Origin of the sequence: Micromonospora sp. II (assembly GCF_001709195.1) — a bacterium.
Classification (GTDB): domain Bacteria; phylum Actinomycetota; class Actinomycetes; order Mycobacteriales; family Micromonosporaceae; genus Micromonospora; species Micromonospora chalcea.
Map to the genome: position 1 here is coordinate 932,648 of NZ_LYXF01000024.1, position 23,052 is coordinate 955,699.

At 73.9% G+C, this 23,052-nt stretch carries 25 protein-coding genes; 14 read left to right on the forward strand and 11 right to left on the reverse strand.

Features of this window, described 5'->3' with window-relative positions; translation table 11 throughout:
* Positions 1-184: 184 nt before the first annotated feature.
* From A8711_RS15915 to A8711_RS15925, 3 genes are all read left to right on the forward strand, one after another.
* Entirely contained in the window at positions 185-1,414 is a 1,230-nt protein-coding gene (locus A8711_RS15915) for an MFS transporter (protein WP_069088643.1), read from the forward strand.
* Between the two features lie 80 nt (positions 1,415-1,494).
* On the forward strand, positions 1,495-3,357 hold the full coding sequence (locus A8711_RS15920; protein WP_064445888.1) for a transketolase: 1,863 nt from the start codon (positions 1,495-1,497) through the stop codon (positions 3,355-3,357).
* A gap of 89 nt (positions 3,358-3,446) precedes the next feature.
* Complete coding sequence (locus A8711_RS15925) at positions 3,447-3,836, forward strand: DUF2267 domain-containing protein (protein WP_043323876.1); 390 nt, start codon at positions 3,447-3,449, stop codon at positions 3,834-3,836.
* 97 nt (positions 3,837-3,933) lie between these two features.
* Here A8711_RS15925 and A8711_RS15930 read toward each other — a convergent pair whose 3' ends face one another.
* Entirely contained in the window at positions 3,934-4,332 is a 399-nt protein-coding gene (locus A8711_RS15930; protein WP_043323878.1) for a YchJ family protein, read from the reverse strand.
* A 110-nt stretch (positions 4,333-4,442) separates the two neighbouring features.
* Here A8711_RS15930 and A8711_RS15935 point away from each other — a divergent pair, with 110 nt between their 5' ends.
* Complete coding sequence (locus A8711_RS15935) at positions 4,443-5,444, forward strand: phosphotransferase family protein (protein WP_069088644.1); 1,002 nt, start codon at positions 4,443-4,445, stop codon at positions 5,442-5,444.
* 3 nt (positions 5,445-5,447) lie between these two features.
* On the opposite strand, the gene A8711_RS15940 is transcribed toward A8711_RS15935, so the two are convergent.
* The 4 genes from A8711_RS15940 to A8711_RS15955 form a co-directional block, all read right to left on the reverse strand.
* Positions 5,448-6,089, reverse strand: a complete 642-nt coding sequence (locus tag A8711_RS15940; RefSeq protein ID WP_069088694.1) for a class F sortase — start codon at positions 6,087-6,089, stop codon at positions 5,448-5,450.
* Between the two features lie 73 nt (positions 6,090-6,162).
* Positions 6,163-6,645, reverse strand: a complete 483-nt coding sequence (locus A8711_RS15945) for a hypothetical protein (protein ID WP_043323881.1) — start codon at positions 6,643-6,645, stop codon at positions 6,163-6,165.
* A 241-nt stretch (positions 6,646-6,886) separates the two neighbouring features.
* Positions 6,887-7,555 (reverse strand): response regulator transcription factor, encoded by a 669-nt coding sequence (locus tag A8711_RS15950; protein ID WP_069088645.1) that lies wholly within the window; start codon positions 7,553-7,555, stop codon positions 6,887-6,889.
* Positions 7,552-8,655, reverse strand: a complete 1,104-nt coding sequence (locus A8711_RS15955) for a sensor histidine kinase (RefSeq protein WP_069088646.1) — start codon at positions 8,653-8,655, stop codon at positions 7,552-7,554. Before A8711_RS15955 ends, A8711_RS15950 begins: the two co-directional genes overlap by 4 nt.
* A gap of 169 nt (positions 8,656-8,824) precedes the next feature.
* On the opposite strand from A8711_RS15955, the gene A8711_RS15960 reads away from it, so the two are divergent.
* The 5 genes from A8711_RS15960 (at position 8,825) to A8711_RS15980 (ending at position 13,504) form a co-directional block, all read left to right on the forward strand.
* Positions 8,825-9,241, forward strand: coding sequence for a DUF6069 family protein (locus A8711_RS15960; protein WP_069088647.1), 417 nt, complete (start codon positions 8,825-8,827; stop codon positions 9,239-9,241).
* A 178-nt stretch (positions 9,242-9,419) separates the two neighbouring features.
* Positions 9,420-9,827, forward strand: a complete 408-nt coding sequence (locus A8711_RS15965) for a YciI family protein (protein WP_043323886.1) — start codon at positions 9,420-9,422, stop codon at positions 9,825-9,827.
* Between the two features lie 8 nt (positions 9,828-9,835).
* Positions 9,836-10,981, forward strand: a complete 1,146-nt coding sequence (locus A8711_RS15970; RefSeq protein ID WP_069088695.1) for an RNA polymerase sigma factor — start codon at positions 9,836-9,838, stop codon at positions 10,979-10,981.
* A gap of 42 nt (positions 10,982-11,023) precedes the next feature.
* The gene (locus A8711_RS15975; RefSeq protein WP_043323888.1) at positions 11,024-12,271 is read left to right on the forward strand and encodes an MFS transporter; all 1,248 of its coding nucleotides are present in this window, start codon (positions 11,024-11,026) and stop codon (positions 12,269-12,271) included.
* A gap of 48 nt (positions 12,272-12,319) precedes the next feature.
* A complete protein-coding gene (locus tag A8711_RS15980) occupies positions 12,320-13,504 on the forward strand; it encodes a lycopene cyclase family protein (RefSeq protein WP_069088648.1) in 1,185 nt (394 codons plus the stop codon).
* Between the two features lie 45 nt (positions 13,505-13,549).
* On the opposite strand, the gene A8711_RS15985 is transcribed toward A8711_RS15980, so the two are convergent.
* Both A8711_RS15985 and A8711_RS15990 read right to left on the reverse strand, forming a co-directional pair.
* On the reverse strand, positions 13,550-14,665 hold the full coding sequence (locus A8711_RS15985) for a serine hydrolase (protein WP_176722814.1): 1,116 nt from the start codon (positions 14,663-14,665) through the stop codon (positions 13,550-13,552).
* A gap of 91 nt (positions 14,666-14,756) precedes the next feature.
* Positions 14,757-15,545 carry a tyrosine-protein phosphatase gene (locus A8711_RS15990; protein WP_069088649.1) on the reverse strand — a complete coding sequence of 263 codons (789 nt, stop codon included), beginning with the start codon at positions 15,543-15,545 and terminating at the stop codon, positions 14,757-14,759.
* A gap of 70 nt (positions 15,546-15,615) precedes the next feature.
* On the opposite strand from A8711_RS15990, the gene rnhA reads away from it, so the two are divergent.
* Positions 15,616-16,179: a ribonuclease HI gene (gene rnhA / locus A8711_RS15995; RefSeq protein WP_069088650.1), complete on the forward strand. Its 564-nt coding sequence runs from the start codon at positions 15,616-15,618 to the stop codon at positions 16,177-16,179.
* On the opposite strand, the gene A8711_RS16000 is transcribed toward rnhA, so the two are convergent.
* From A8711_RS16000 to A8711_RS16015, 4 genes are all read right to left on the reverse strand, one after another.
* Positions 16,098-16,358: a hypothetical protein gene (locus A8711_RS16000; protein WP_043323893.1), complete on the reverse strand. Its 261-nt coding sequence runs from the start codon at positions 16,356-16,358 to the stop codon at positions 16,098-16,100. The two genes, rnhA and A8711_RS16000, sit on opposite strands and share 82 nt — an antisense overlap.
* Positions 16,359-16,394: 36 nt before the next feature.
* Positions 16,395-16,631, reverse strand: coding sequence for a preprotein translocase YidC (locus A8711_RS16005; RefSeq protein ID WP_069088651.1), 237 nt, complete (start codon positions 16,629-16,631; stop codon positions 16,395-16,397).
* A gap of 189 nt (positions 16,632-16,820) precedes the next feature.
* Positions 16,821-17,705 carry a pentapeptide repeat-containing protein gene (locus A8711_RS16010; protein WP_069088652.1) on the reverse strand — a complete coding sequence of 295 codons (885 nt, stop codon included), beginning with the start codon at positions 17,703-17,705 and terminating at the stop codon, positions 16,821-16,823.
* 124 nt (positions 17,706-17,829) lie between these two features.
* Positions 17,830-18,231 (reverse strand): SSI family serine proteinase inhibitor, encoded by a 402-nt coding sequence (locus tag A8711_RS16015; RefSeq protein ID WP_069088653.1) that lies wholly within the window; start codon positions 18,229-18,231, stop codon positions 17,830-17,832.
* A gap of 411 nt (positions 18,232-18,642) precedes the next feature.
* Here A8711_RS16015 and A8711_RS16020 point away from each other — a divergent pair, with 411 nt between their 5' ends.
* The 4 genes from A8711_RS16020 to A8711_RS16035 all read left to right on the forward strand — a co-directional run.
* A complete protein-coding gene (locus A8711_RS16020) occupies positions 18,643-19,674 on the forward strand; it encodes an ABC transporter permease (protein WP_069088654.1) in 1,032 nt (343 codons plus the stop codon).
* Between the two features lie 59 nt (positions 19,675-19,733).
* On the forward strand, positions 19,734-21,479 hold the full coding sequence (locus A8711_RS16025) for an ABC transporter substrate-binding protein (protein WP_069088655.1): 1,746 nt from the start codon (positions 19,734-19,736) through the stop codon (positions 21,477-21,479).
* A gap of 64 nt (positions 21,480-21,543) precedes the next feature.
* Complete coding sequence (locus tag A8711_RS16030; protein ID WP_043330115.1) at positions 21,544-22,533, forward strand: ABC transporter permease; 990 nt, start codon at positions 21,544-21,546, stop codon at positions 22,531-22,533.
* Between the two features lie 16 nt (positions 22,534-22,549).
* On the forward strand, positions 22,550-23,052 hold a 503-nt coding region (locus A8711_RS16035; protein WP_141707662.1), incomplete at its 3' end, for an ATP-binding cassette domain-containing protein.

The following is a 23,052-nucleotide window of genomic DNA, read 5'->3' on the forward strand; positions in this document are numbered from 1 at the left end:
GGGGCGGGACCGCACGGTCCCGCCCCGATCTCGTGCCCGCCGGGGGACCACCGGGGCGCCTCGCGGCGGATAGGATCCCGGCATGACCTGGCGATGTTGATGCCCTACTGAGCGACGAGGCCGCGGGCCGCCGCGGACGCCGTGCATTCCGGCCGGTGTCCGTCACGTCCCGTGGGAAGGTCCCATGCTCGTCGCTCCTGCCCGCGTACCCGCGACCCGCCGCCTGGCGGCGACGCTCTACGGGTACGCGTTCCTCACCGACCTCGTCCTGCTCTACCCGCTCTACGTGCTGCTGTTCGCCGACACCGGGTTGTCGGTCGGGCAGATCTCCTCGCTGTTCGTGCTCTGGGCGGCCGCCGGCATCGTGCTGGAGGTGCCCTCCGGGGTGTGGGCCGACACGGTGTCGCGCCGGCTGCTGCTGTGCCTGGCGCCGCTGCTCGCCGCCGCCGGTTTCGCGCTCTGGGTGCTGCTGCCGTCCTACCCGGCGTTCGCCGTGGGTTTCCTGCTGTGGGGCGCCGGTGGCGCGCTGCGCTCGGGCGCGCTGGAGGCACTGGTCTTCACCGAGCTGGAGCGTCTCGGTGCGGCCGACAGGTACGCCCGGCTGATCGGCCGGGCCCGCACCGCCGAGGTGCTCGGCGCCGTCGGGTCCGGGGTGCTCGCCGGGCCGGCGTACGCGCTCGGCGGCTACCTCGCGGTCGGCGCGGCCAGCGTGGCGACCTGCCTGCTGGCGGTAGCCGTCGCGGCCCGCTTCCCGGAACACCGCCCACGATCGTCCGCGCCGGTTCCAGGTGGCGAGCCGCCCGGGCCGCGCGCGAGTGCCGCGCCGGGTTACGACGAGCCCGGCTGGCTGGACAGCCTGCGCCTGGGCCTGCGCGAGGTGCGCGCCGACCGCCGCGTCCGGGCCGCCGTGCTGCTGGTCGCGGCGGTGACAGCGATCTGGGGTGGGCTGGACGAGTACACCGGGCTGCTGGCCGCCGACATCGGTATGGCCGAGGTGGGCGTACCGCTGCTGCTCCTGCTGGTCTGGGCCGGGATGACTGTGGGTGGGCTGCTCGCGCCGCTGGGCGAGCGGCTGTCCCACCGGGGGTACGCGGGCCTGCTGGTGTTCGCGGCGGGCGCGACGGCGGCCGGGGCGCTGCTGCGGCACCCGGCGGGGTTCGTGCTGCTGGCCGCCGCGTTCGCCGCGTTCCAGCTCGCCACGGTGCTCGCCGACGTGCGGCTGCAGGCCCGGATCGCCGGGTCGGCGCGGGCCACCGTCACGTCGCTGGCCGGGATGGCCACCGACCTGACCATCGTCGCCTTCTACGCCGGGTACGGGCTGCTCGCCGGCGCGGTCGGCAACCCGGCTGCCTTCGCGGTCGCGGTGCTGCCGTACCTGCTGGTGGCGCTGTGGCTGTTCACCGGTCGAGCATGAATCACCAGAAAAGGGACCAATGGTCGCGTTCGCGGCCTAGCGTGGGTCCGGAAATCGGCGACCCCGGGGAGACGATCGCGGTGACGTTGGAAGCAGAGCGCACACTGCGCGACGAGGACCTGACCGGGCTGGCGGAGCTGGCCGCCCAACTCCGTGTGGACGCCATCCGGTGCAGCACGATGGCCGGCTCCGGGCACCCGACATCGAGTCTCTCCGCCGCCGACCTGCTCGCCGTGCTGGTCGCCCGGCACCTGCGCTACGACTGGTCCTACCCGGGCAACCCCGGCAACGACCACCTGATCCTCTCCAAGGGGCACGCCTCGCCGCTGCTGTACGCGGTGTTCCGGGCCACCGGCGCGATCAGCGAGCAGGAGCTGCTGGAGACGTACCGGCAGGCCGGGTCGCGCCTGCAGGGCCACCCCACGCCGGTGCTGCCCTGGGTGGACGTCGCCACCGGCTCACTCGGGCAGGGGCTGCCGGTCGGCGTCGGGGTGGCGCTCGCCGCCCAGTACCTCGACCGGTCACCCGCGCACGTCTGGGTGCTCTGCGGCGACAGCGAGACCGCCGAGGGATCGGTGTGGGAGGCGCTGGACAAGGCCGGGCACTACGGGCTGCGCAACCTCACCACGATCGTGGACGTCAACCGGTTCGGCCAGCGCGGCCCCACCGAGCTGGAGTGGGACCTGGACACCTACCGGCGTCGTGTCGAGGCGTTCGGCTGCCGGGCGATCGTCGTCGACGGCCACGACCTGGGCGCGATCGACGAGGCGTACGGGCAGGCACGCGAGGCCACCGGGCCGACAGTGGTGCTGGCCCGCACGGTCAAGGGCAAGGGCGTGCCGGAGGTGGAGAACGACCCGGCCTGGCACGGCAAGGCGTTCGACCCAGAACTGGCCGACCGGGCCGTACGGGCGCTCGGCGGCCCCCGCCGGATCCGGGTCGCCGGACCGAAACCTCCCGCCGCGCCGCGCACCGCCGCCGCCGAGCACCGGCAGCCGGAGCTGCCCCGGTACGAGCGCGGGACGAAGGTGGCCACCCGGAACGCGTACGGCGACGCGCTGCGCGCCCTCGGCGCCGCCCGGCCCGACGTGGTCGCGCTCGACGGAGAGGTCAGCGACTCCACCCGGGCGGAGAGCTTCGCCGCCGCGTACCCCGATCGGTTCTTCCAGATGTTCATCGCCGAGCAGCAGCTCGCCGCCGCGGCGGTGGGCCTGGCGGTACGCGGCTACCGGCCGTTCGCGGCGACCTTCGCCGCGTTCTGGTCCCGGGCGTACGACTTCATCCGGATGGCCGGGGTGTCCCGGGCCGACATCGCGCTCGTCGGCTCGCACGCCGGGGTCGAGATCGGCCCGGACGGCCCGTCCCAGATGGGGCTGGAGGACATCGCGGCGCTTCGCGCGGTGCCCGGCTCCACGGTGCTCAGCCCGGCCGACGCGGTCTCCTGCGCGGCGCTGGTCGCCCAGATGGCCGACCACCCGGGCATCACCTACCTGCGCACCACGCGCGGCAAGTACCCGGTGCTCTACGACGACGGCGAGCCGTTCCCGATCGGCGGCAGCCGAATGGTGCGCGACGGCGGCGACGTGGCGCTGCTCGGCACCGGCGTGACGGTGCACCTCTGCCTCACCGCCGCCGACGAACTGACCCGCGAGGGCATCGACGCGCGCGTGATCGACATGTACTCGATCAAGCCGGTGGACCGGCAGCGCCTCGCCGAGACCGTGGTGGAGACCGGCGGGCGGCTGGTGGTGGTCGAGGACCACTACCCGGAGGGCGGGCTGGGCTCAGCGGTGCTGGAGGCGCTCGCCGACCTGGGCGAACCGTCCCGGGTCAACCACCTGGCGGTACGCGGGCTGCCCGGCTCCGGCACCCCCGCCCAGCAGTTCGACCGGGCCGGCATCGGCGTCGGCGCGATCGTCTCGGCGGCGCGGGCCCTGGCCTGAACGCCTGGTCGCCGGGGCCAGGTCAGCGGCGGTGTTTGCCGAAGCCGGCGGCGGGTAGCCACGCTGCCGTTGCGACGGGAGGACAGACGATGGCTGAACCGGAGTTCTACGCGCGGGTGTCCGCCCGCGCCGGCGTACCGGTCGAGACGGCCCGCGCGCTGACCGAGGCGACGCTGCGCACGCTCGCCGAACGGATCAGCGGCGGCGAGGCCGACGACCTGTCCGCGCACGTCGCGCACGAGCTGCGTCCGCTGCTGGCACGCGCCCGGGTCGAGGACCCGGAGGTCTTCGGGTACGACGAGTTCCTGCGCCGGGTCGCCGAGCGCTCCGGCGCGACCCCGTCCGACGCCGAGCGCGGCGCGCGGGCGGTGCTGCAGGCGCTGCACCGGGTGGTCGGGCCGGCCCAGTTCAACCGGGCGCTGTCCCAGCTGCCGCGCGAGATCGCCGAGCTGGCCCAGCCCGCCCCGCGCCCGGCCTAGGCGAAAGGAAGGGCCCCTTGTTAACGCCTCCGGTAGAGGAAGGGCCCCTTGTTAACACCCGCCGCCGCAGGCTGCGCGCGTCGGTGCCGGGGAGGCGTCACTCGGGCAGCGCGTCCAGGTAGACCCAGCGGCCGTCCTCGCGGGCGAAGCGGCTGTGCTCGGCCAGCACGCCCGCCCGGCCACCCTCGCGGTAGTGCGCCCGGAACCGGACCGTGCCGGCGCTGTCGAACAGGCCGCCCTGACCGGTCTCCACGATCTCCAGCCGGGTCCAGCGCGTGCCCGGGTCCAGCTCCAGCCGGTCGGGCCGGGTGCTGGGGTGCCAGCTGTGCCGCAGGTAGGCGGCGTCGCCGAGCGCGAACGCGCTGAACCGGGACCGCATCAGCGCCTCCGCGGTCGCCGCCGTCGCCTCGCCCCGGTGGACCGGGGCGCAGCAGTCCGCGTACGGCCGGCCGGTGCCGCACGGGCATGCCGCCGTCCGTTCACCCCGTCTCGCCATGCCGCGATTCTCCCAAGCCTCGGAGAGGTGTTAACAAGGGGCCCTTCCTCTACCGGAGGCGTTAACAGGGGGCCCCTCCTTACACCTCAACCCAGTAGGCTTCCCGGACCATGAGCGTGAGTCCGACTCAGCGTGTCCTCGACCCCGATCAGGTCCGCCGATACCTCACCGCCTCGCTCGGGCCCGGCGTCGAGGTGGCCGACTGCGGCCCGCTGTCCGGTGGCGGCTTCGCCGCCGTGTGGCAGGTACGCCTCACCGACGGCCGGGACGTGGTGCTCAAGGTCGGTCCGCCGCCGCACGTGCCGCTGCTGCGCTACGAGCGGGACATGGTCGGCGCGGAGGCGCACTACCTGCGCCTGGTGGCCGACCGCGCACCGGGGGTGCCGACGCCGGTGCTGCTGCACCACGGAACCGACCCCGAGCTGGGCGACTGGCTGCTCATGGCGCGGCTACCAGGTCGTACCCTCTGGGACCTGAGCCAGGCCGGCGCGGACGTCGGGCCGCTGCGCGAGGAGTTCGRCCGCGCGCTCGCCGCGCTGCACGCCGTCACCGGCGAGCGGTACGGCTACGACGGCGACCGGGCGCACGGGGCTACCTGGCGGGACGCGTACACGGCGATGGTGGACGACATGCTCGCCGACGCCGCCGACTGGGCGGTGCCGCTGCCGGTGCCGGCGTCCCGGATCCGGGAGCTGGTGGCGCGGCACGCGGCGGTGCTCGACGCGGTACGCCGCCCGGCGCTGCTGCACTTCGACGGCTGGGCCGGCAACGTGCTCGCCGTGGACGGGCCGGACGGCACGCCCCGGCTCACCGGCCTGGTCGACGGCGAACGCTACCTGTGGGGCGATCCGCTGATGGACCTGGTGTCGCCGCTGCTGTTCCGCCGCGCCGAGGACGAGCCGGACGACCCGCTGGTGCGCGCCTACCGGGCGGCGGCGCCGTTCCCGCTCGACGCCGGGGCGCGGCGGCGGCTCGGGTTGTACCGGCTGTACCTCTACCTGCTGATGACCGTCGAGATGCCCAGCCGGAACATCACCGCCGACAACGATCCGGGCCGGGTGGCGCTGCTGGCGAAGCTGCTCGACGCGGAACTGGCCGACCTGGAAGGCTGAGCGTCAGCGGGTAGCGGTGGCGAAGACCACGATGTTGTCCGGGTAGCTGCCGGTCCGCGGGTCGAACCGCCCGCCGCACGTGATCAAACGCAGCCGCGCAGCAGCGTCGCCGCCGTAGACCCGCGCGGTGGGGAAGCGTTCCTTCGGGTACGCCCCGACGCCGTCCACGGTGAACGCCGCCGTCCGGCCGTCGGCGCGCAGCACCCGGATCGTGTCGCCGGGGCGCAGCCGGCCGAGGTCGAAGAAGACCGCCGGGCCGTGCTGCGAGTCGACGTGCCCGACCAGCACCGCGTTGCCGGCCTGGCCGGGGGCGGGACCGGGGTGGTACCAGCCGGTGACCTCCGGGCGTTCCAGCGGCGGCACCTCCAGCGCGCCGTCGGCGTCGGTGGCCACCGGCACGATCTCGGCGTCCACGCCGATGCGCGGGATGGTCACCCGCACCGGTGTGGCGCGGGGGAGCGCCGGGCCTGCCGTACCCGGTCGTTCGGTGGCGGGCGCGGCGGAGACGCCGGGCTGTGGCGGTGGCGTCGACGTGGTGCCGAGCCCGGCCGAGACCAGTCCGGTGCCGGTGGCGGCGGCGACGGTGACGGCGGTGACCACGACGGCGGTGCGCAGCCGCGACCGGCGCTGCGACTCCGACAGCATCCCACCTCCGTCCGACAGGGACGTGCCGCCCGCGCCGGGTGCTCCGGCGCGGGCGGACCGCTCGACGATCCGGTCAGGCGACGGCGCCCGCGCGGCGTCGGCGGATGACCGCGTACGCGCCACCGGCGAGCGCCCCGGCGGCCAGCACGCCCCCGGCGACCAGCACCCCGGTGTCGCCGTCGCGCCCGCCGCCACCGGCCTGCGCGCCGCCGATCGGGGTGACGGTGAACGTGGCGCTGCCGCCGTCGCTGCCGTCGCCGCACGTGGTGGCGACGGTGTACGTGCCGAGCGTGAATCCGGCGGTGAACAGCTCGGCGCTCAGGCCACCGCCCGCGGCCGCAGTGGTGGACCGGACGTTCTGGTCCCGGTCCGGGCCGGTGACCCGGAAGATCGCGTCACCGGCGTTCGGGTTGCACGTGGTGGTCAGCACGACGGTGCCGCCGACCGGGGTGGCGGCGGGTGAGACTCTGGTGTCCGCCAGCGCGGCGGCCGGGAGCAGCAGTGCGCCGAGGCCCACGCCGAACGCCGCCGATCCGAGAAATGACTGTGCCTTCATCCGCGTCTTCCCTCACTTTTCGTCCGCTGTAGGCGTGGGACGTCGTTCGGGTGGCCAACTCCGTGACGAGCACCGGTGTGGCCAACACTAGGAGGGTTGCGGCGGTCACTGGGGGTAATTGAGAAATCTTCGTTGCCGTCCGGTGTGCTCCCTGCCGCCGTCGGAGGGTGGACATGCCGGGCCAGGCCGGACGGCGAGCCGTCCCGCTTCGCCGTGTCTGGGTCCGCTGTCCGTTTCGCGCCTACCGGACGGGCGGTTCCGGCCGGACCAGCCCGGTGTCGTACGCGAGCACCACCGCCTGGATCCGGTCGCGCAGGCCCAGCTTGGTGAGGATCGCCGAGACGTGTGTCTTCACGGTGGCGGTGCTCAGGTGCAGCCGGGCGGCGATCTCCGCATTGGACAGTGCCCGCGCGGTGAGCGTCAGCACCTCCCGCTCGCGGGCGGTCAGCACTGCGAGGGCGTCACCGGTGGGCGTGGGCGCGGGCAGCCGGTCGGCGTACCGGTCCAGCAGCCGCCGGGTCACAGTCGGCGCGAGCAGCGCCTCGCCCCGGGCCACCACGCGTACCGCCTCGGCGAGGTCGGCCGGGCGGGTGTCCTTGAGCAGGAACGCGCTGGCCCCGGCGCGCAGCGCGGCGTAGACGTGTTCGTCCAGGTCGAACGTGGTCAGCATGACCACCTTGGCCGGGTTGCCGGCGGCCACCAGGTCGCGGGTGGCGGCGATGCCGTCGCGGCGGGGCATCCGCACGTCCATCAGCACCACGTCCGGCCGCGTACGCGTCGCGACTGCGACCGCCTCGACCCCGTCGGCGGCCTCGCCGACCACGCTCAGGTCGGGCCGCGCGTCGAGGACTGTGCGCAGCCCGGCGCGGATCAGCTCCTGATCGTCGGCGATGACCACCCGTACCGTCATCGGGCCGCCTCCACCGGCAGCCGGGCGTGGACCCGGAATCCGCCGGCCGGCAGCGGGCCGGCGTCCAGTGTGCCGCCGAGCAGCCGGGCCCGTTCCCGCATGCCGACGATGCCGCGCCCGGTGGTCGTGCCGGGGCGGCGGGCGGGCGCCGGGCCGTCGTTGACGACCTCCAGCCGCAGTACGCCGTCGCGGTAGTGGACGTCCACGTCGGCGTGGGTGGCGTGCCCGTGGCGCAGCGCGTTCGTCAGCGACTCCTGCACGATCCGGTACGCCGACAGCTGCACCCCGCCGGGCAGCGCCTCGCCGTCGTCGTCGCGCCGCAGCGTCACCCGCAGGCCCACCGCCCGTACCGCGTCGGCGAGCGCGTCGAGCTGCGCCAGTCCCGGCTGCGGTCCGTCCGGTTCGGACCCGTCGTCGAGGGCGAGCGCGTGCAGCATGGCCCGCAGTTCGGTCAGCGCCGACCGGGCCGCCGTGTCGATCGCGGCGAGCGCGGCGCGGGCCTGCTCCGGCTGCTCGTCGAACACGTCCTCGGCGGCGGCGGCCTGCACCGCGATGACCGCGACGTGGTGCGCCACCACGTCGTGCAGCTCCCGGGAGATCCGCTCCCGTTCGGCGGCGCGTACCTGCCGTTCGCGCTCGCCGCGCCGTTGCGCCTGGCCCCGTTGCAGTTCGCCGAGCGTCCAGCTCAGGCCCAGCGCGGTCACCGCCAGCAGCAGGTCCCGCCAGCCGCCGGTGACCAGCTTCCACGGCGTGGGCGCGAGCAGCAGCCCGAGCGCGACGAGCGAGTACCGGGGCGGGCGCAGCCGGGCCACGTACGCCATCGGCACCGCGACCAGGCCGAGCCAGCCGAGCTGCGGGCAGAGCGCCTCGAGGCCGACGCCGGCGAGCGCGGCGACGCCGAGGGCGTACCCCGGGTGGCGCCGGATCCACAGCAGACAGCCGGCCTGCGCGACGGCGAGGCCGACCGCGACGGCGGTCGCGCCGCTCGTGTCCGGGCCGGCGTCGGAGGCCAGCAGCGCGAGCAGGCACACGGCGAGGCTCACGGTGGCGATGCCGCCGTCGAGCAGCAGCAGGAACCGGGACCGGGACGCGCACCTCATGTCCGGATGCTAGGCCGCGTGCGCACCGCTTCTCATCGGTCGCCAGACCGAGATCCGGGCGGGTGATCGGTCCGGCGACGGAGCCGGAAACCGCTCCGCGGCGCGATCCGCGGGGCGGCCCGCCGGACCTAGCGTCGGCGGCAGTCGTCCCGATGCCGAGGAGCCACCGATGGAAACCACGATTCCGACCGCCGCCACCCGCCCGACCCGCCGCCTGGTGCGGCTGCTGACGGTGCTCGCCGCCACCGTGGCCACGCTGCTGGGCTGGGTGGTCGCGGTGCCGCTGGCCGGGGTGGATCTGACCGCGCGCACCGGTTCGGACGTGCAGCGGGTGACGCCGGTGGCGGTGGCGGTGAGCACGCTGCTCGCCGGGCTGTCCGGCTGGGCGCTGCTGGCCCTGCTGGAGCGGCTCACCGCCCGCGCCCGGACCGTCTGGACGGTGGTCGCGGGCCTGGTGCTGCTGGTGTCGCTGCTCGGGCCGCTAAGCGGGGGAGTGGGGGGTGCGGCGACGCTGACGCTGGTGGCGTATCACCTGGTCGCGGGCACGGTGCTGATCACCGGTCTGCGCCGCGGCGCCGCCGCCTGACGGGCCGGGCCGCCGCGACGGGGGCAGGCGGCCCGGCCTCCAGAACTAGCCTCCTAGGATGCCCTACGCGATGTGACGCTCGAAATTCCTCCGCCACCGATGTCGAGAACGGGCAGGCGGCTTCGTCCCCGGAGTGAACGCGGCCAGAATGGGTCGCACCCTCCACGAGGAGACACAGATGAAGTACCTGCTCCTGAAGCACTACCGCGGCGGTCCGACCCCGGTCACCGACATGCCGATGATCGACAAGTGGACGCCGGAGGAGATCTCCGCGCACGTGAACTACATGCAGGAGTTCGCGGCCCGGCTGCAGGAGAGCGGCGAGTACGTCGACGGCCAGGCGCTCGCCCCGGAGGGCACGTTCGTCCGCTACGACGGCGAGGGCCGACCGCCGGTGACCGACGGTCCGTTCGCCGAGACGAAGGACCTGATCGCCGGCTGGATGGTGATCGACGTGGACAGCTACGAGCGTGCCCTCGAACTGGCCGCCGAGCTGTCGGCCGCGCCGGGGCAGGGCGGCAAGCCGATCCACGAGTGGCTGGAGCTGCGCCCGTTCCTGACCGCGCCGCCGACCATCACCGAGTGATCCGTCCGATGGACGAGGTCGCGCTCCGCAGCCTCATCCCGGGCGTGCTCGGTGTCCTCGTCCGCCGCGGAGCAGACTTCGCGGCGGCCGAGGACGCCGTGCAGGACGCGCTGATCGAGGCGTTGCGTGTCTGGCCGGCCGACCCGCCCCGCGACCCGTTGGGCTGGTTGGTGACCGTGGCGTGGCGCCGGTTCCTGGACGCGGTCCGCGCCGACGCCGCCCGGCGCCGACGGGAGGACCTGATCGAGGAGGAGCCGCCGCCCGGCCCGGTGCCCGCCGTGGACGACACGCTGCGGCTCTACTTCCTCTGCGCGCATCCGTCGCTGAGCCCGTCGTCGGCCGTCGCGTTGACGCTGCGCGCCGTCGGCGGGCTCACCACCCGGCAGATCGCGCAGGCGTACCTGGTGCCGGAGGCCACCATGGCGCAGCGGATCAGCCGGGCCAAGCGCACCGTCTCCGGGGTTCGCTTCGACCAGCCCGGTGACGTCGCCACCGTGCTGCGCGTGCTGTACCTGGTGTTCAACGAGGGCTACTCCGGCGACGTGGACCTGGCCGCCGAGGCGATCCGGCTCACCCGGCAGCTCGCCGCCGCGATCGACCACCCGGAGGTGGCCGGGCTGCTCGCGCTCATGCTGCTGCACCACGCCCGCCGGGCCGGCCGGACCGCGCCCGACGGCAGCCTGGTGCCGCTGGCCGAGCAGGACCGTGGCCGGTGGGACAGCGCGCTGATCGCCGAGGGCGTGGGCATCCTGCAGACCGCGCTGTCCCGCGACCGGCTCGGCGAGTTCCAGGCCCAGGCCGCGATCGCGGCACTGCACGCGGACGCGCCCGCCGCCGCGGAGACCGACTGGGTGCAGATCGTCGAGTGGTACGACGAGCTGGTGCGCCTGACCGGCAACCCGATCGCCCGGCTCAACCGGGCGGTCGCGGTCGGCGAGGCGGACGGCCCGCGCGCCGGGCTGGCGGCGCTCGCGGCGCTTGACGACACGCTGCCCCGGTACACGGCGGTGGCCGCGTACCTGCACGAACGCGACGGCGATCCGGACCGGGCGGCCGGCCTGTACGCCGACGCGGCCCGTCGCGCGGCCAGCCTGGCCGAACGCGACCACCTCAACCGGCAGGCGGCCCGCCTCAACTCCCGCCGCCCCGGATAAACCGGTCGGCAGGGTTCGTCGCCGCTGGTAGGTTGCCTCGCCGTGACGGGGGAACGGCTCGGCGGGCGCTTCGCCCGACTGTGGACGGCGAGCACGCTGTCCGCGCTGGGCAGCGGGACGGCGACTGTGGCCGCGCCGCTGTACGTGGCGTCGCTCACCGACGATCCGCTGGTGGTGTCGGCCGGGGCGGCGGTGTCGTGGCTGCCGTGGCTGCTGTTCGCGCTGCCCGGCGGCGTGCTGGCCGACCGGGTGGACCGGCGGCGGCTGATGGTGCTCATCGACTGGGTACGCGTCGGCGCGCTCGCCGTGCTCGCGGCGGCGATGCTCGCCGACCGGGCCGGGATCGCGCTGCTGTACGCGGTGCTGTTCGTGGTGAACACCGGCGAGGTGGTGTTCCGGACCGCCGCGCAGGCGGTGCTGCCGGCGGTGGTGCCGCGCTCGCTGCTGGAACGCGCCAACGGGTGGCTGGGCGGCGGCACCCAGGTGATGCAGAACATGATCGCCGGCCCGCTCGGCGGGTTCCTGTTCGTGCTGGCGGCGTCGCTGCCGTTCGCCCTGAACGCCGGCACGTACGCGCTCAGCGCCGTGCTGGTCGGGCTGCTCGCCGGGACGTACCGGGCCGGGCCGGCGCCGGACGGGCGGCGTTCGGCGCGGGCGGAGGTCGCGGAGGGGTTCCGCTGGTTGTGGGGGCAGCGGCTGCTGCGCACCATGACCGTGCTGATCGGCCTGCTCAACGTCACGCTCACCGCCGCCGTGGCGGTGCTGGTGCTGCTCGCCACCGAACGGCTGGGTCTCGGCTCGGTCGGCTACGGCGCGTTGTTCACCTGCATGGCAGTGGGCGGCGTGCTCGGCTCGGTGGTGGGGGACCGGCTGATCGCCGCGATCACGCCCACCTGGACGGTGCGGACGGGGCTGCTGGTCGAGGCGGGACTGCACCTGGCGCTGGCCGCGTCCCGCAGCGCGGCCGTGGTCGGGTTCGCGCTGTTCGCGTTCGGGGCGCACAGCGCGCTGTGGAACATCGTGGCGAACTCGCTGCGGCAGCGGCTCACCCCGCCCGCGTTGATGGGCCGGGTCGGCAGCACCACGTTGTTCGTCGCGGCGGGCGGAAACTGCGTCGGCGCGCTGCTGGGCGGTGTGGTGGCGGCCCGGTTCGGCATCACCGCGCCGTACTGGGTGGGTTTCGTGGTGGCGGTCGCGGTGATCGCCGCGACGTGGCGGGTCTTCGACCGGGCGACGGTGGCCGCCGCCTACGCCCAGCCGGCCCCGCAGGAGCCCGCCCCGGTGGCCTGAGCGCGGGTCGGCCGAGGGCCGCGCCCGCCGATGTGACAGCGTGGTCGGGTGCAGGCATCCTCAGCGGTCGACGTCGACCTCGCGCTGGTCGGCGGCGGCGGCGCCGCGTCCCTGGTCCTGGCCGCGCTGGACCGCCACGGCGTGACCGGGCTGCGGGTCGCGGTGGTCGACCCGGTGCACAAACGCGGCCAGGACCGCACGTGGGCGTTCTGGGGCCTGCCCGGTGACGACCTGGATCCGTTGCTGAGCGCGAGCTGGTCGCAGGTCGACGTGGTCACGCGCGCCGGCCGCCGCGTCCTCACGCTCGACCCGCTGCGGTACGCCATGCTGCGCTCCGCCCCGGTCTACGACCGGGCTGCCGCGGCCGAGCGGCGGCTGGACGCGGTCCGGATCAGCGCTGCGGCGGGGGAGCTGCACGACGACGGTGAGCGGGTCGCTGTCCGCGACCCGGACGGGCGTGAGCTGGTGCGGGCCGGCTGGGTGCTCGACTCGCGGCCCCGGCGGCCCAGGCGGCCGGGGCGGACCAGTTGGTTGCAGCACTTCCGGGGCTGGTGGCTGGCCGCCGACCGGCCGACGTTCGATCCGCAGCGGGCCGTTCTGATGGACTTCCGCACCCCACAGCCGCAGCGCGGCGTCTCCTTCGGGTACGTGCTGCCTGTCGACGACCGGTTCGCGCTGGTCGAGTACACCGAGTTCGGCCCGGCCCTGCTCGACGACGCGGGCTACGACACGGCGCTGCGCGGCTACGCGGACCTGCTCGGGCTGGACCTGACCGCGCTGCGGGTGCGGGAGGTCGAGGACGGCGTGATCCCGATGACCGACGGCCCGTTCGAACCCCGTCCCAGCCCGCGGGTGGTGCGGCTGGGCACCGCCGGTGGGGCGACCCGCCCGTCCACCGGGTTCACGTTCTCCGCGATGCTGCGCCAGGCCGACCAGGTGGCCCGGGCGCTCGCCGCCGGCCGTCCGCCGGTGCCCGCGCCCGCGTACCCGGGGCGGCACCTGTGGATGGACGCGGTGGCGCTGCGCGCGCTGGACCGGGGGCACGTCGGCGGGGTGGAGTTCTTCGAGCGGCTGTTCGACCGCAACCCGGCGGAGCGGGTGCTGCGGTTCCTCGACGGCGTGACCAGCCCGGCCGAGGATCTGGCGGTGATGCGGTCCAGCCCGCTGCTGCCGATGACCGGCGCGGTGCTCGGCGACGCGGCCGGCCGGCTGCGGGCCCGCCTGCGCCGCTAGCCTGCTCGCCTGCCCGGGTCGTGGCCGGCGTCTGCCTTCTCGGCGCTACCGGCGGCCGGTCGCCTCGGCGACCCGGTCGCGCACCAGCGCCCGCAGCTGCTCCATCGGGTCGCCGTCGCCCGCGCCGAGCCGGTTGCGCACCGCCGCCACCGTCAACCCCAGATCCGGGTACGCGAACGCGAGGCTGCCGCCGCTACCGGCGGTGCCGAACGATCCGTCGTCCTCGACCGCGTACCCGAGCCCGAACGTGCTCTCCTGGCCGAACACCCACTCCTGGGCGCGTACCGCCGGGGCGGACACCTCCCGCATCCGTGCGGTGGAGATCAGCCGTACCCCGTCGACCGGGCCGAGTAGCGCCGCGTACATCCGGGCCACCGCGCGGGCGCTCATCGTGCCGACCGACGGCACGTCGGCGCGCAGCACGTCGGGGCGGGCACCGATGACGGTGTCGGGGCGTACGCCGGGCGGGGCGACCGCGTCGAAGTGCGGCAGGTTCGCCCCGGCCCAGGTCATCAGCGCGGACAGGCCGGCGTCCTCCAGCCGGGCCAGCCGGGCCAGGTCCGCCTCCGGTACGGCGAGGAACAGTTCCCGGTCCACGCCGAGCGGCCCGGCCACCTCGTCGGCGAGCACCCGCGACACCGGCGCGCCGGTGACCCGCCGGACCACTTCGCCGAGCAGCCACCCCCACGTCCAGGCGTGGTACGCGAGCCGCTCGCCGGGTTCCCACAGCGGCCGCGCGTCTGCGAGCAGCTCGCACATGCGCGTCCAGTCGGTGAAGTCCTCCGGCGTGACGTCGGCGGGCAGCGCGGGCAGGCCGGCGGTGTGGGTGAGCACGTGCCGCAGCGTGATGGCGTCCTTGCCGTGCCGGGCGAACTCCGGCCACACCGCGGCGAGCGGCAGGTCGTAGTCGAGCCGTCCCCGTTCGGCGAGCACGTGCACGACGGTGGCGGTGAGTCCCTTGCCGGTGGAGACCGCGTGCACGGGCGTGTCGGCGGTCATCGGCCGTCCGGTGGTGGTGTCGGCGAGCCCTGCGTGTTCGGAGACGATCGCCACCCCGTCCAGGTACGCGGCCACCTGCACACCGGCCTCCCGGCCGGAGGAGACCAGCTCGTCGATCGTGTCCCGTACCTCGGCCCGCAGGCCGTCCCACCGCGTGTCCACGATCTCGCAGCGTGCCAGACCGCCGCGCCGCCGTCGCTCGCTTTTCGGCCGCCGGTTCTCCGTCGCTGCGTGCTCGGCCGGGCGGCGGCGCTCAGCGGGCGAGTGTCGTCGGCGTGGCGCCGGTGGTGCCCTGGGTCGGCAGCGGGTCCGTGTCGCCGGTGAGCAGCCGGGCGCGCAGCGCGTCGATCGTCTGCGCGTCGACACCGAGCCGGCCGGTCACGTACCCGTGCACGGAACCGTGTGCGGCCCGCAGGTCGGCCAGCACCAGCCGGATGACCTCGGCCGGCGCCCGCCCGTACGCGGGCCAGCCCGGCGTCGCGCCGCCGTTGCGGTCCCGCCACTCGGCGACCAGCCGGTCGGTGGCGTGCTCGGTGAGCGCGAAGTCCGCGGCGATCTGGTCGTCGTCCACCCCCAGCAGGGACAGCACCAGCGCGGCGAGCAGGCCGGTGCGGTCCTTGCCGGACGCGCAGTGGAACACCAGCGGATGCTCGCCGTCCGCGATCACCTCGACCGCCCGGCGCAGCTCGGCCACGCCGTCCTCGGCCACCTCGGCGTACCGGTCGGCCAGGTAGCGCCACGGGTCCACGTCGGGATCGATGTCGGCCTGCACGTACGGCCGGTGCTCGATGCTCAGGTTGTGCCAGGTGACGCCGAGGCTCTCCGGGGCCCGGCCGCGGTCGGCGATCTCCCACGGGTACCGCAGGTCGATCACGGTGCGGACGCCGAGCGCCGCGAACTGCTGCAGGTCGTCACCGGCGAGCTTGGCCAGCGAGTCGGAGCGGTAGAGGCGGCCCCGGGCGACGGTGCGGCCGTCGCCGGTCCGCCAGCCGCCGAGGTCCCGGAAGTTGCAGAGGGTGGCGAAGTCCGGGGGAGTGGTCATGCCGGCACGGTAGCCGCGCGCGGCGGGTCGGGTGGTCCCGCGTGCTCGCGTACCCGGTAGGTTGCCGGGCATGGCGGAGGCGGAGACCGGCCGGGTCGTGGAGATCTGGACCGACGGCGCGTGCAGCGGCAATCCCGGGCCCGGCGGGTGGGGCGCGGTGCTGCGCTGGGGCGGGCACGAGCGGGAGCTGTGCGGCGGCGAGGCCACCCCGACCACCAACAACCGGATGGAGCTGACCGCCGCGATCCGGGCGCTGGAGAGCCTGACCCGCCCGGTCACGGTACGGCTGCACACCGACAGCACCTATGTGCGCAACGGCATCACCGGCTGGCTGAACTCGTGGAAGCGCAACGGCTGGCTGACCGCCGCGAAGCAGCCGGTCAAGAACGCCGACCTGTGGCAGGCGCTGGAGGCGGCCTGTGCCCGGCACGACGTGACGTGGCTGTGGGTGAAGGGCCACAACGGGCACCCGGAGAACGAACGCGCGGACGCGCTGGCGAACCGGGGCATGACCGAGGCGCGGAGCGGCACGGCCGTCGCCCCGCGCACGCGTCAGCGCAGCGGCCGGCCCTCCTCGATCTCCTCCGGCTCCTCGGACGGGTCGCCGGTCCCGGAGACCGCGTCGACGTCGTAGCCGGCGCGGCTGACCTCCCGCGCGGACCGGCGGTCCTCGGCGGGCAGGTCGGCGAAGTCGTCACCGGTGTCGTCGGTGGTGTGCAGGGACTCGCCCGGCGGGCGCAGGGACGCCTCGTACGCGGTCACGCCGTCGGGTTCGTCGCCGGCCGCGCGGCCGAAGGACTCTTCACTGGTCATGTCGCACTCCTGCCCGCAGCGGGTGACGGCAAACGTTCAGCGGGCGGCGTCCGGGTGGGTCGGCATCGAGGAGCCGCCCGAGCTGCTGCCGGAGGCGCCACCCGCCATGCCGGAGCCGTCGTCCTCGGTCACCTCGTCCGGTTTCGGCACGCCGGGCGCGGGCGCCGGCACGTCGGTGTCCGCGGCCGTCTGCACCAGCGGAACCTGCCCGGCCTCGTCCTCGGCGTGCGCCGGATCGACCGGCTCCTCACCGTCGCGTGCCCGATATCCCACCGGTGCCCCTCCCGTCGACCAACAGTCGTCCGCGACGCCTACCCCACCCCATCCCCACCAAACCCCGCCCCCTCCGCCCTCCGGCCCCCTTCTCCCCGTTGATCAAGGAGTTTGTGTCCCGATCCGGCCCCGAACCAGCCACAAACTCCTTGATCGTCGCCCAGTGTCCGGACCGGTGGGCCGGGCGGGTCAGCGGCGGCGGGGGCGTGGCCGCGGGCGGGCCGGGGTCAGCGTCAGGGACCAGTGAGCCGGGCGGCGCAGCCCCGGCGGCAGGACCGTGCGGTGGTCGCCGCGCGCGGCGTCGAGCTGCGACTGGTGCGTGAACAGGCACTCGCTCAGGTCTGCGCCGCGCAGGTCGGCTCCGCGCAGGTCCGCGCCGGTCAGGTCGGCCGCGCCGAGCCGTACGCCCCGCAGGTCCGCGCCGATCAGGCAGGCGCCGCGCAGGTTGGCCCCGGCCAGCGGCGTACGGCGCAGGTCCACAGCGATCAGCGTCGCGCCCCGGCGGTCCGGGCCGGCCTTCCCGGCGCGGGCCTGTTCGGCGGCGCGGGACAGGAGCCGGTTGGCCCGGTCCCGGTGCGCGTCGACGTCGAGCGCGAGCAGCTCGTCAGGGGTGCCGTCGGCGAGCCGGCCGGTCTCGTCCAGCGCGGCGGTCAGCTCGTCGCGCAGCGGGCCGGGCGGGGTCAGGCGTACCGCCTCGGTCAGATACCAGAGCAACTCGTGCAGGGGCCGCAACACCGCGAAGGTGTCGAACATCCGCGCTGCGGTGGCCGGATCGGCGCGCCAGTCGCGGCCGGCGAACGTGTGCCGGGTGAGGTGCTGGCCGGCGCCGAAGCAGTCGAACACGGTGCATCCGGGGAAGCCGCGTTGCCGCAGCTCGGTGTGGATGCCGCAGCGGAAGTCGGCGCCCAGGTTCGGGCAGGGCCGTCCGGCGGGCTTGTCGATGGCGAAGTCGGCGGACGCGGTGAACGCCGGCGCGACGCAGCAGACCCCGGCGCAGCGCGAACAGTCCGCCCGCAGCTCCCGCCCGCCACCGACCGTGCGCGCCTCCACAGCACCCCCGTCCACCCGCACCATTCTCCGCACCCACCCCACCCCCACCCCACCCGCCCCACCCACCCCGTCGATCATGAGGTTGACGGCGACAAAACGGACGGCAACCGCCGCCAACCTCATGATCAACCAGAACGAGAGGGGAGGGTCAGAAGGTGAAGAGAGAGGCGGTGGTGCGCTGCATCAGGCAGGGGTTGGTGAACGTACGCGTGTAGGAGACCGGGCGGTTCTGCCAGAAGCCTGCGGCGCGGGCGACGACCGGGGCGTACTGGGAGGTGCACGGCGCGCCGTCCACGTCGAGCGCGTCCAGGTCGCCGTCGACGCGGGCGACGAGCCGGCAGGCGGTGATCGGGTCGGGGTGCAGACCGCCGGTCGGCCCGCAGGTCAGCACCGTGGCGTGTACGCCGGCGCCGTCGTCGACGGTGAGCAGCAGCACCGAGGGGGTCTGCGGGCCGGGGCGCGGCGCGGCCTGCGCGGGGGAGGCCGGCGCGCCGAGGGCGCCGAGCGCGGCGACCAGGGCCAGTGCGGCGGTACGTCGGGCGAAGGGCATGGGTGGTCCTTCCGTCGGGGCCCCGGGGTGCGGGGCCGATGGGTGGCCCGGTCCGTCGTGCGCAACCGGGCCGCCGAGAACCCTAGGTGGACGGTGTGAACGCGAAGAGTCACGAAGTGTTACACCCGTGGGCCGCGTCGCGCGTACGGTGTGACATCGGCGTACGGGAATGCCCGAACGGCTGACAACCGCTTCCGCGCCTCGCGTAAACGCATTCCGAATAAGCGTGACGCCTGCCTGAAAGGCTGACAACCAAATCGCCCCGTTATTGCGCCGATGCATTCCGTACGCCGGATCGTTGTCAATGGACGACAACCGGAACGGCCGTTACCGTAACGATTCTTTCCGGTGCTCCGTCTCCCTTTACCGTCGGGTGGCAGGGCGTTTTCGCCCCCGTCGGAGGGACTGTTCATGAGCGATCTCTCACACCCGCCGCCCCGGACCACGGCCGCCGACGCGACCATTTCCGTCCCGGAGATCCAGGCCGGCCCGGAGCCCGCCGGCCGGACCGCCGAGTTCGTCGGCCGGTCACCGAACCAGCTCGCCTGGCTGCGGCTCAAGCGGGACCGTACGGCCCGGGTCAGCGCCCTGACGCTCCTCGTGGCCGCAGTGGTGGCGCTCGGCGCGCCGCTGCTGGGGCGGCTCACCGGAATCGACCCGACCGACAAGTTCGTCGACCGTTTGAACGATTTCGGAATGCCGATCGGGTATGCCGGCGGGATCAGTTCCGATCATTGGCTGGGCCTTGAGCCGGGCAGTGGCCGGGACATCCTGATGCAACTGGTCTACGGTCTTCGGACGTCGCTGTTCATCGCGTTCACCTCGGCGCTGCTGGCCTCGTGCATCGGCGTCGCGGTCGGTGTGCTGGCCGGATGGGCCAGAGGCTGGCTGGACAGTCTCGTCAACTGGCTGATCGACCTCACGCTGGCGTTCCCGTTCCTCATCTTCGCCCTCGCGGTCATCCCGATCCTGCAGGACCGCTTCTACTCCGACCGGGAGGCGCCGTCGCCGGCCTTCCGGGTGGCGCTGATCGTCGCCACCTTCGGCCTGTTCAGCTGGACGTACACCGCACGGCTGGTCCGCGGGCAGGTGATCTCGCTGCGGGAGCGGGAGTTCGTCGACGCGGCCCGGGCCGCCGGCGCCGGCACCGCGCACATCCTGCTGCGGCAGCTGCTGCCGAACATCTGGGCGCCGATCCTGGTCACCGTCTCGCTGATGGTGCCCCAGTTCATCGCCATCGAGGCAGCGCTCGCGTTCGTCAACATCGGCGTCACCGAACCCACGCCCGACCTGGGCCGCATGATCTTCAACAGCATCGGCTACGTCGCGAGCGACCCCTGGTACACCCTGTTCCCCGGGTTGACGATCTTCCTGCTGGTCCTGGCGTTCAACCTGCTCGGCGACGCGCTGCGCGACTCGCTGGATCCCCGCTCCACCCGGTAGTCCCCACGGCCATCACACGCCCGGCCGGCGGGGGCCGCCGGGCACGAAGGGAGCACACCGTGCGCGCACGAACCCGGACACTGACAGGTGTCCTCGCCGCGGCGGCGCTGGCCGCCGCCGGCTGCAACCCCACGCCCGACGACAGCGGCGGCGACGACCAGAAGACCAAGACCCAGAGCGGCTCGATCTCGTACGAGGCCGCCGACAACCAGGGCCCGGCGAAGCCCGTCGACGGCGCGTCCCGGGGCGGCACCCTCACCGTCATGCAGCCGGCCGACTTCGAACACCTCGACCCGGCCCGCAACTACGTCAACGTGCAGCAGGTCGCCGGCGGGATGCTCTACCGCCCGCTCAACGGCTACAAGGAGGACGGCACCGGCAAGCTGCTGCTCGTCGGCGACCTGGCCACCAACCCCGGCAAGGACGTCGACGGCGACTGCAAGGTCTGGGAGTTCACGCTGCGCGACGGCGTGCGCTACGAGGACGGCACGCCGGTGAGCAGCAAGGACGTCGCCCACGGCATCGCCCGCTCGTTCGCGGCGAACCTCAACGAGGGCCCGCACTACATCCAGCAGTGGCTCTACCCGGGCGGGGCGTACAACGCCACCTACAAGGGACCGTACGACGGCGGCAAGCCGGTGCCCGACGGCGTCACCACCCCCGATGACCGGACCATCCGGTTCACGTTCCCGCAACCGCACTGCGACATGCCGTACGCGGCGGCGCTGCCCACCAGCGCGCCGGTGCCCGCCGCCAAGGACACCCGCGCCAACTACGATCTGCGGCCGTTCTCGTCCGGCCCGTACCGGGTGAAGTCCTACCAGCGCGACGTGTCGCTGGAGCTGGAACGCAACCCGAACTGGGACCCGGCGACCGACCCGCTCCGCAACGCGTACCCGGACACGGTCCGGATGACGTTCGGCCTGGAGCAGGCCCAGATCGCCGAGCGGCTGGTCGCCGACGGACCGGCCGACCAGGCGGCGCTGAGCTGGTCGGACGTGCCGCCGTCGGTGCTGCCCCGCACCACCGGCGCCGGCGTCGCCGACCGGGTCGTCCGCGGCCCGACGCAGTACAACTGGGTGCTGAGCATCAACACCCAGCGGGTCACCGACCTGAGCGTACGGCGGGCGCTGAACTACGCGGTCGACAAGGACGCCCTGCTCAAGGTGCTCGGCGGCCAGGCCGCCGGGACACCCGCGACCACGCTGATGTCACCCACCACCGCCGGGTTCGTCCCGTACGACGTGTTCAACGCCCCGGTGACCGGTGACAAGGCGAAGACCGCCGAGCTGCTCGCCGGAAAGCGGCCGAAGCTGGTGCTCGCCCACTCCAGCCTGGAACTGCGTACCCAGCAGGCCGAGGCGCTGCGCAAGAACCTCACCGACATGGGGTTCGACATCGTCATGAAGCCGATCGACAACAGCAGCTACTACGACGAGGTGGGCCGCAAGGACAACCCCTACGACCTGTACCTCACCGGCTGGGGCTCGGACTGGCCCACCGGCTCCACAGTCATCCCGCCGGTCTACGACGGACGGGAGATCGTGGCCGAGGGCAACCAGAACCTGTCGTACCTCGACGAGGCGTCGGTCGGCGCGGAGATCGACCGGGTCCGTGCCCTGCCCGCCGCGGAGCAGGACGCCGGCTGGATGGCGCTCGACCGCATGATCATGGAGAAGTACGCGCCGGTGGTGCCCTGCTACTACGACGCCACCTACGAGCTGCACGGCTCGAAGGTCGGCAACGCCTTCCTCAGCGACGCGTTCGGGATCATCTCGCTCAACGGCATCTACGTGAAGAAGTGACAGCCGCGCGGGGACGGCTGCCACGGCGGCCGTCCCCGCGCCCCACCCGGGGGAGGTGCTCCCGTTGCTCCGTTTCGTCGTCCGGCGGCTGCTCGTCGCCGCCCTGACCCTGGTCGTCATCAGCCTCGTCACATTCGGTCTCTTCTTCGCGGTGCCGAGCAGCCCGGCGAAGGTGATGTGCGGCAAGAACTGCACGGCCGAGGACATCGCCCAGGTCGAGCGCCGGCTCGGCATCGACCAGCCGCTACCCCGGCAGTACGCGGACTTCGTCGGCGGCGTCTTCGCCGGCCGTACCTACGGCGAGGGGGACTTCCGGCAGGACTGCCCGGCGCCCTGCCTGGGTTACTCGTTCCGCAACAACCAGCCGGTCACCGAGATCGTCGCGCAGCGCGCCCCGGTGACGTTCAGCATCGTCCTCGGCGGCGCCGTGCTCTGGCTCGGCCTCGGCATCTCCCTGGGCATGGTGTCGGCGCTGCGCCGGGGTACGGCGTTCGACCGCGCCGCCATCGGCGTCACACTGGCCGGCGCGTCCATGCAGGTCTACTTCTTCGGTCTGATCCTGCTCTACCTGCTGGTCTACTCCACCGGGCTGCTGCCGTTCCCCAGCTACACGCCGCTGACCGAGAGCCCGGCCCGGTGGGCGGCCGGGCTGCTGCTGCCCTGGATGACGCTGGGTTTCCTCAACTCGGCGCTGTACGCCCGGCTGTCCCGGGCGCAGATGCTGGAGACCCTGTCGGAGGACTTCATCCGTACCGCCCGGGCGAAAGGGCTGCCCGCGCGGCAGGTGCACACCCGGCACGCGCTGCGCGCGGCGATCACGCCGATCGTCACCATCGCCGGGCTGGACATCGGCACCAGCCTCGGCGGCACGTTCATCACCGAGACCATTTTCGGCCTCCAGGGCCTCGGCAAGGCGACAGTGGAGGCGGTGCAGTTCCTCAACCTGCCGGTGGTGATGGCGACGGTGCTGCTGGCGGCCGTGTTCATCGTGGTCGCCAACATCGTCGTCGACGTGCTGTACGCGGTGATCGACCCACGGGTCCGGCTGGGCTGAGGAGGAGGAGACGGACATGGTGGAGCTTCCGACGCCGCGACGCGGCGAGGACCCGTACCTGCGGGTCACGGATCTGCGGGTGCGGTTCGACACCGAGGACGGTGTGGTGCGGGCCGTGGACGGGGTGTCGTTCGCTGTCGAGCGGGGTCGCACGCTGGGGATCGTGGGGGAATCGGGTTCCGGTAAGAGCGTGACGTCGCTGGCGATCCTGGGTCTGCACAACGTGAAGCGGACGGCCATTTCGGGGGAGATCTCGGTGGGTGGTCGTCAGTTGGTGGGTCTGGGTGAGGAGGAGATTCGTCGGTTGCGGGGCCGGGACATGGCGATGATCTTTCAGGATCCGTTGTCGGCGTTGCATCCGTACTACTCGGTGGGCAGGCAGATCGCGGAGGCGTACCGGGTGCACCACCCCAGAGCCGGGCGGCGGGAGGCCCGCAGCCGGGCGGTGGACATGCTCGGCCGGGTCGGCATCCCGCAGCCGGCGAAGCGGTTCGATCAGTTTCCGCACGAGTTCTCGGG

Coding starts and splice junctions, on each gene's coding strand:
- A8711_RS15915 (WP_069088643.1), top strand. CDS start 185: ATGCTCGTCGCTCCTGCCCGCGTACCCGCGACCCGCCGCCTGGCGGCG.
- A8711_RS15925 (WP_043323876.1), top strand. CDS start 3,447: ATGGCTGAACCGGAGTTCTACGCGCGGGTGTCCGCCCGCGCCGGCGTA.
- A8711_RS15930 (WP_043323878.1), bottom strand. CDS start 4,332: ATGGCGAGACGGGGTGAACGGACGGCGGCATGCCCGTGCGGCACCGGC.
- A8711_RS15940 (WP_069088694.1), bottom strand. CDS start 6,089: ATGCTGTCGGAGTCGCAGCGCCGGTCGCGGCTGCGCACCGCCGTCGTG.
- A8711_RS15945 (WP_043323881.1), bottom strand. CDS start 6,645: ATGAAGGCACAGTCATTTCTCGGATCGGCGGCGTTCGGCGTGGGCCTC.
- A8711_RS15950 (WP_069088645.1), bottom strand. CDS start 7,555: ATGACGGTACGGGTGGTCATCGCCGACGATCAGGAGCTGATCCGCGCC.
- A8711_RS15955 (WP_069088646.1), bottom strand. CDS start 8,655: ATGAGGTGCGCGTCCCGGTCCCGGTTCCTGCTGCTGCTCGACGGCGGC.
- A8711_RS15960 (WP_069088647.1), top strand. CDS start 8,825: ATGGAAACCACGATTCCGACCGCCGCCACCCGCCCGACCCGCCGCCTG.
- A8711_RS15965 (WP_043323886.1), top strand. CDS start 9,420: ATGAAGTACCTGCTCCTGAAGCACTACCGCGGCGGTCCGACCCCGGTC.
- A8711_RS15970 (WP_069088695.1), top strand. CDS start 9,836: ATGGACGAGGTCGCGCTCCGCAGCCTCATCCCGGGCGTGCTCGGTGTC.
- A8711_RS15990 (WP_069088649.1), bottom strand. CDS start 15,545: ATGACCACTCCCCCGGACTTCGCCACCCTCTGCAACTTCCGGGACCTC.
- rnhA (WP_069088650.1), top strand. CDS start 15,616: ATGGCGGAGGCGGAGACCGGCCGGGTCGTGGAGATCTGGACCGACGGC.
- A8711_RS16000 (WP_043323893.1), bottom strand. CDS start 16,358: ATGACCAGTGAAGAGTCCTTCGGCCGCGCGGCCGGCGACGAACCCGAC.
- A8711_RS16010 (WP_069088652.1), bottom strand. CDS start 17,705: ATGGTGCGGGTGGACGGGGGTGCTGTGGAGGCGCGCACGGTCGGTGGC.
- A8711_RS16015 (WP_069088653.1), bottom strand. CDS start 18,231: ATGCCCTTCGCCCGACGTACCGCCGCACTGGCCCTGGTCGCCGCGCTC.
- A8711_RS16020 (WP_069088654.1), top strand. CDS start 18,643: ATGAGCGATCTCTCACACCCGCCGCCCCGGACCACGGCCGCCGACGCG.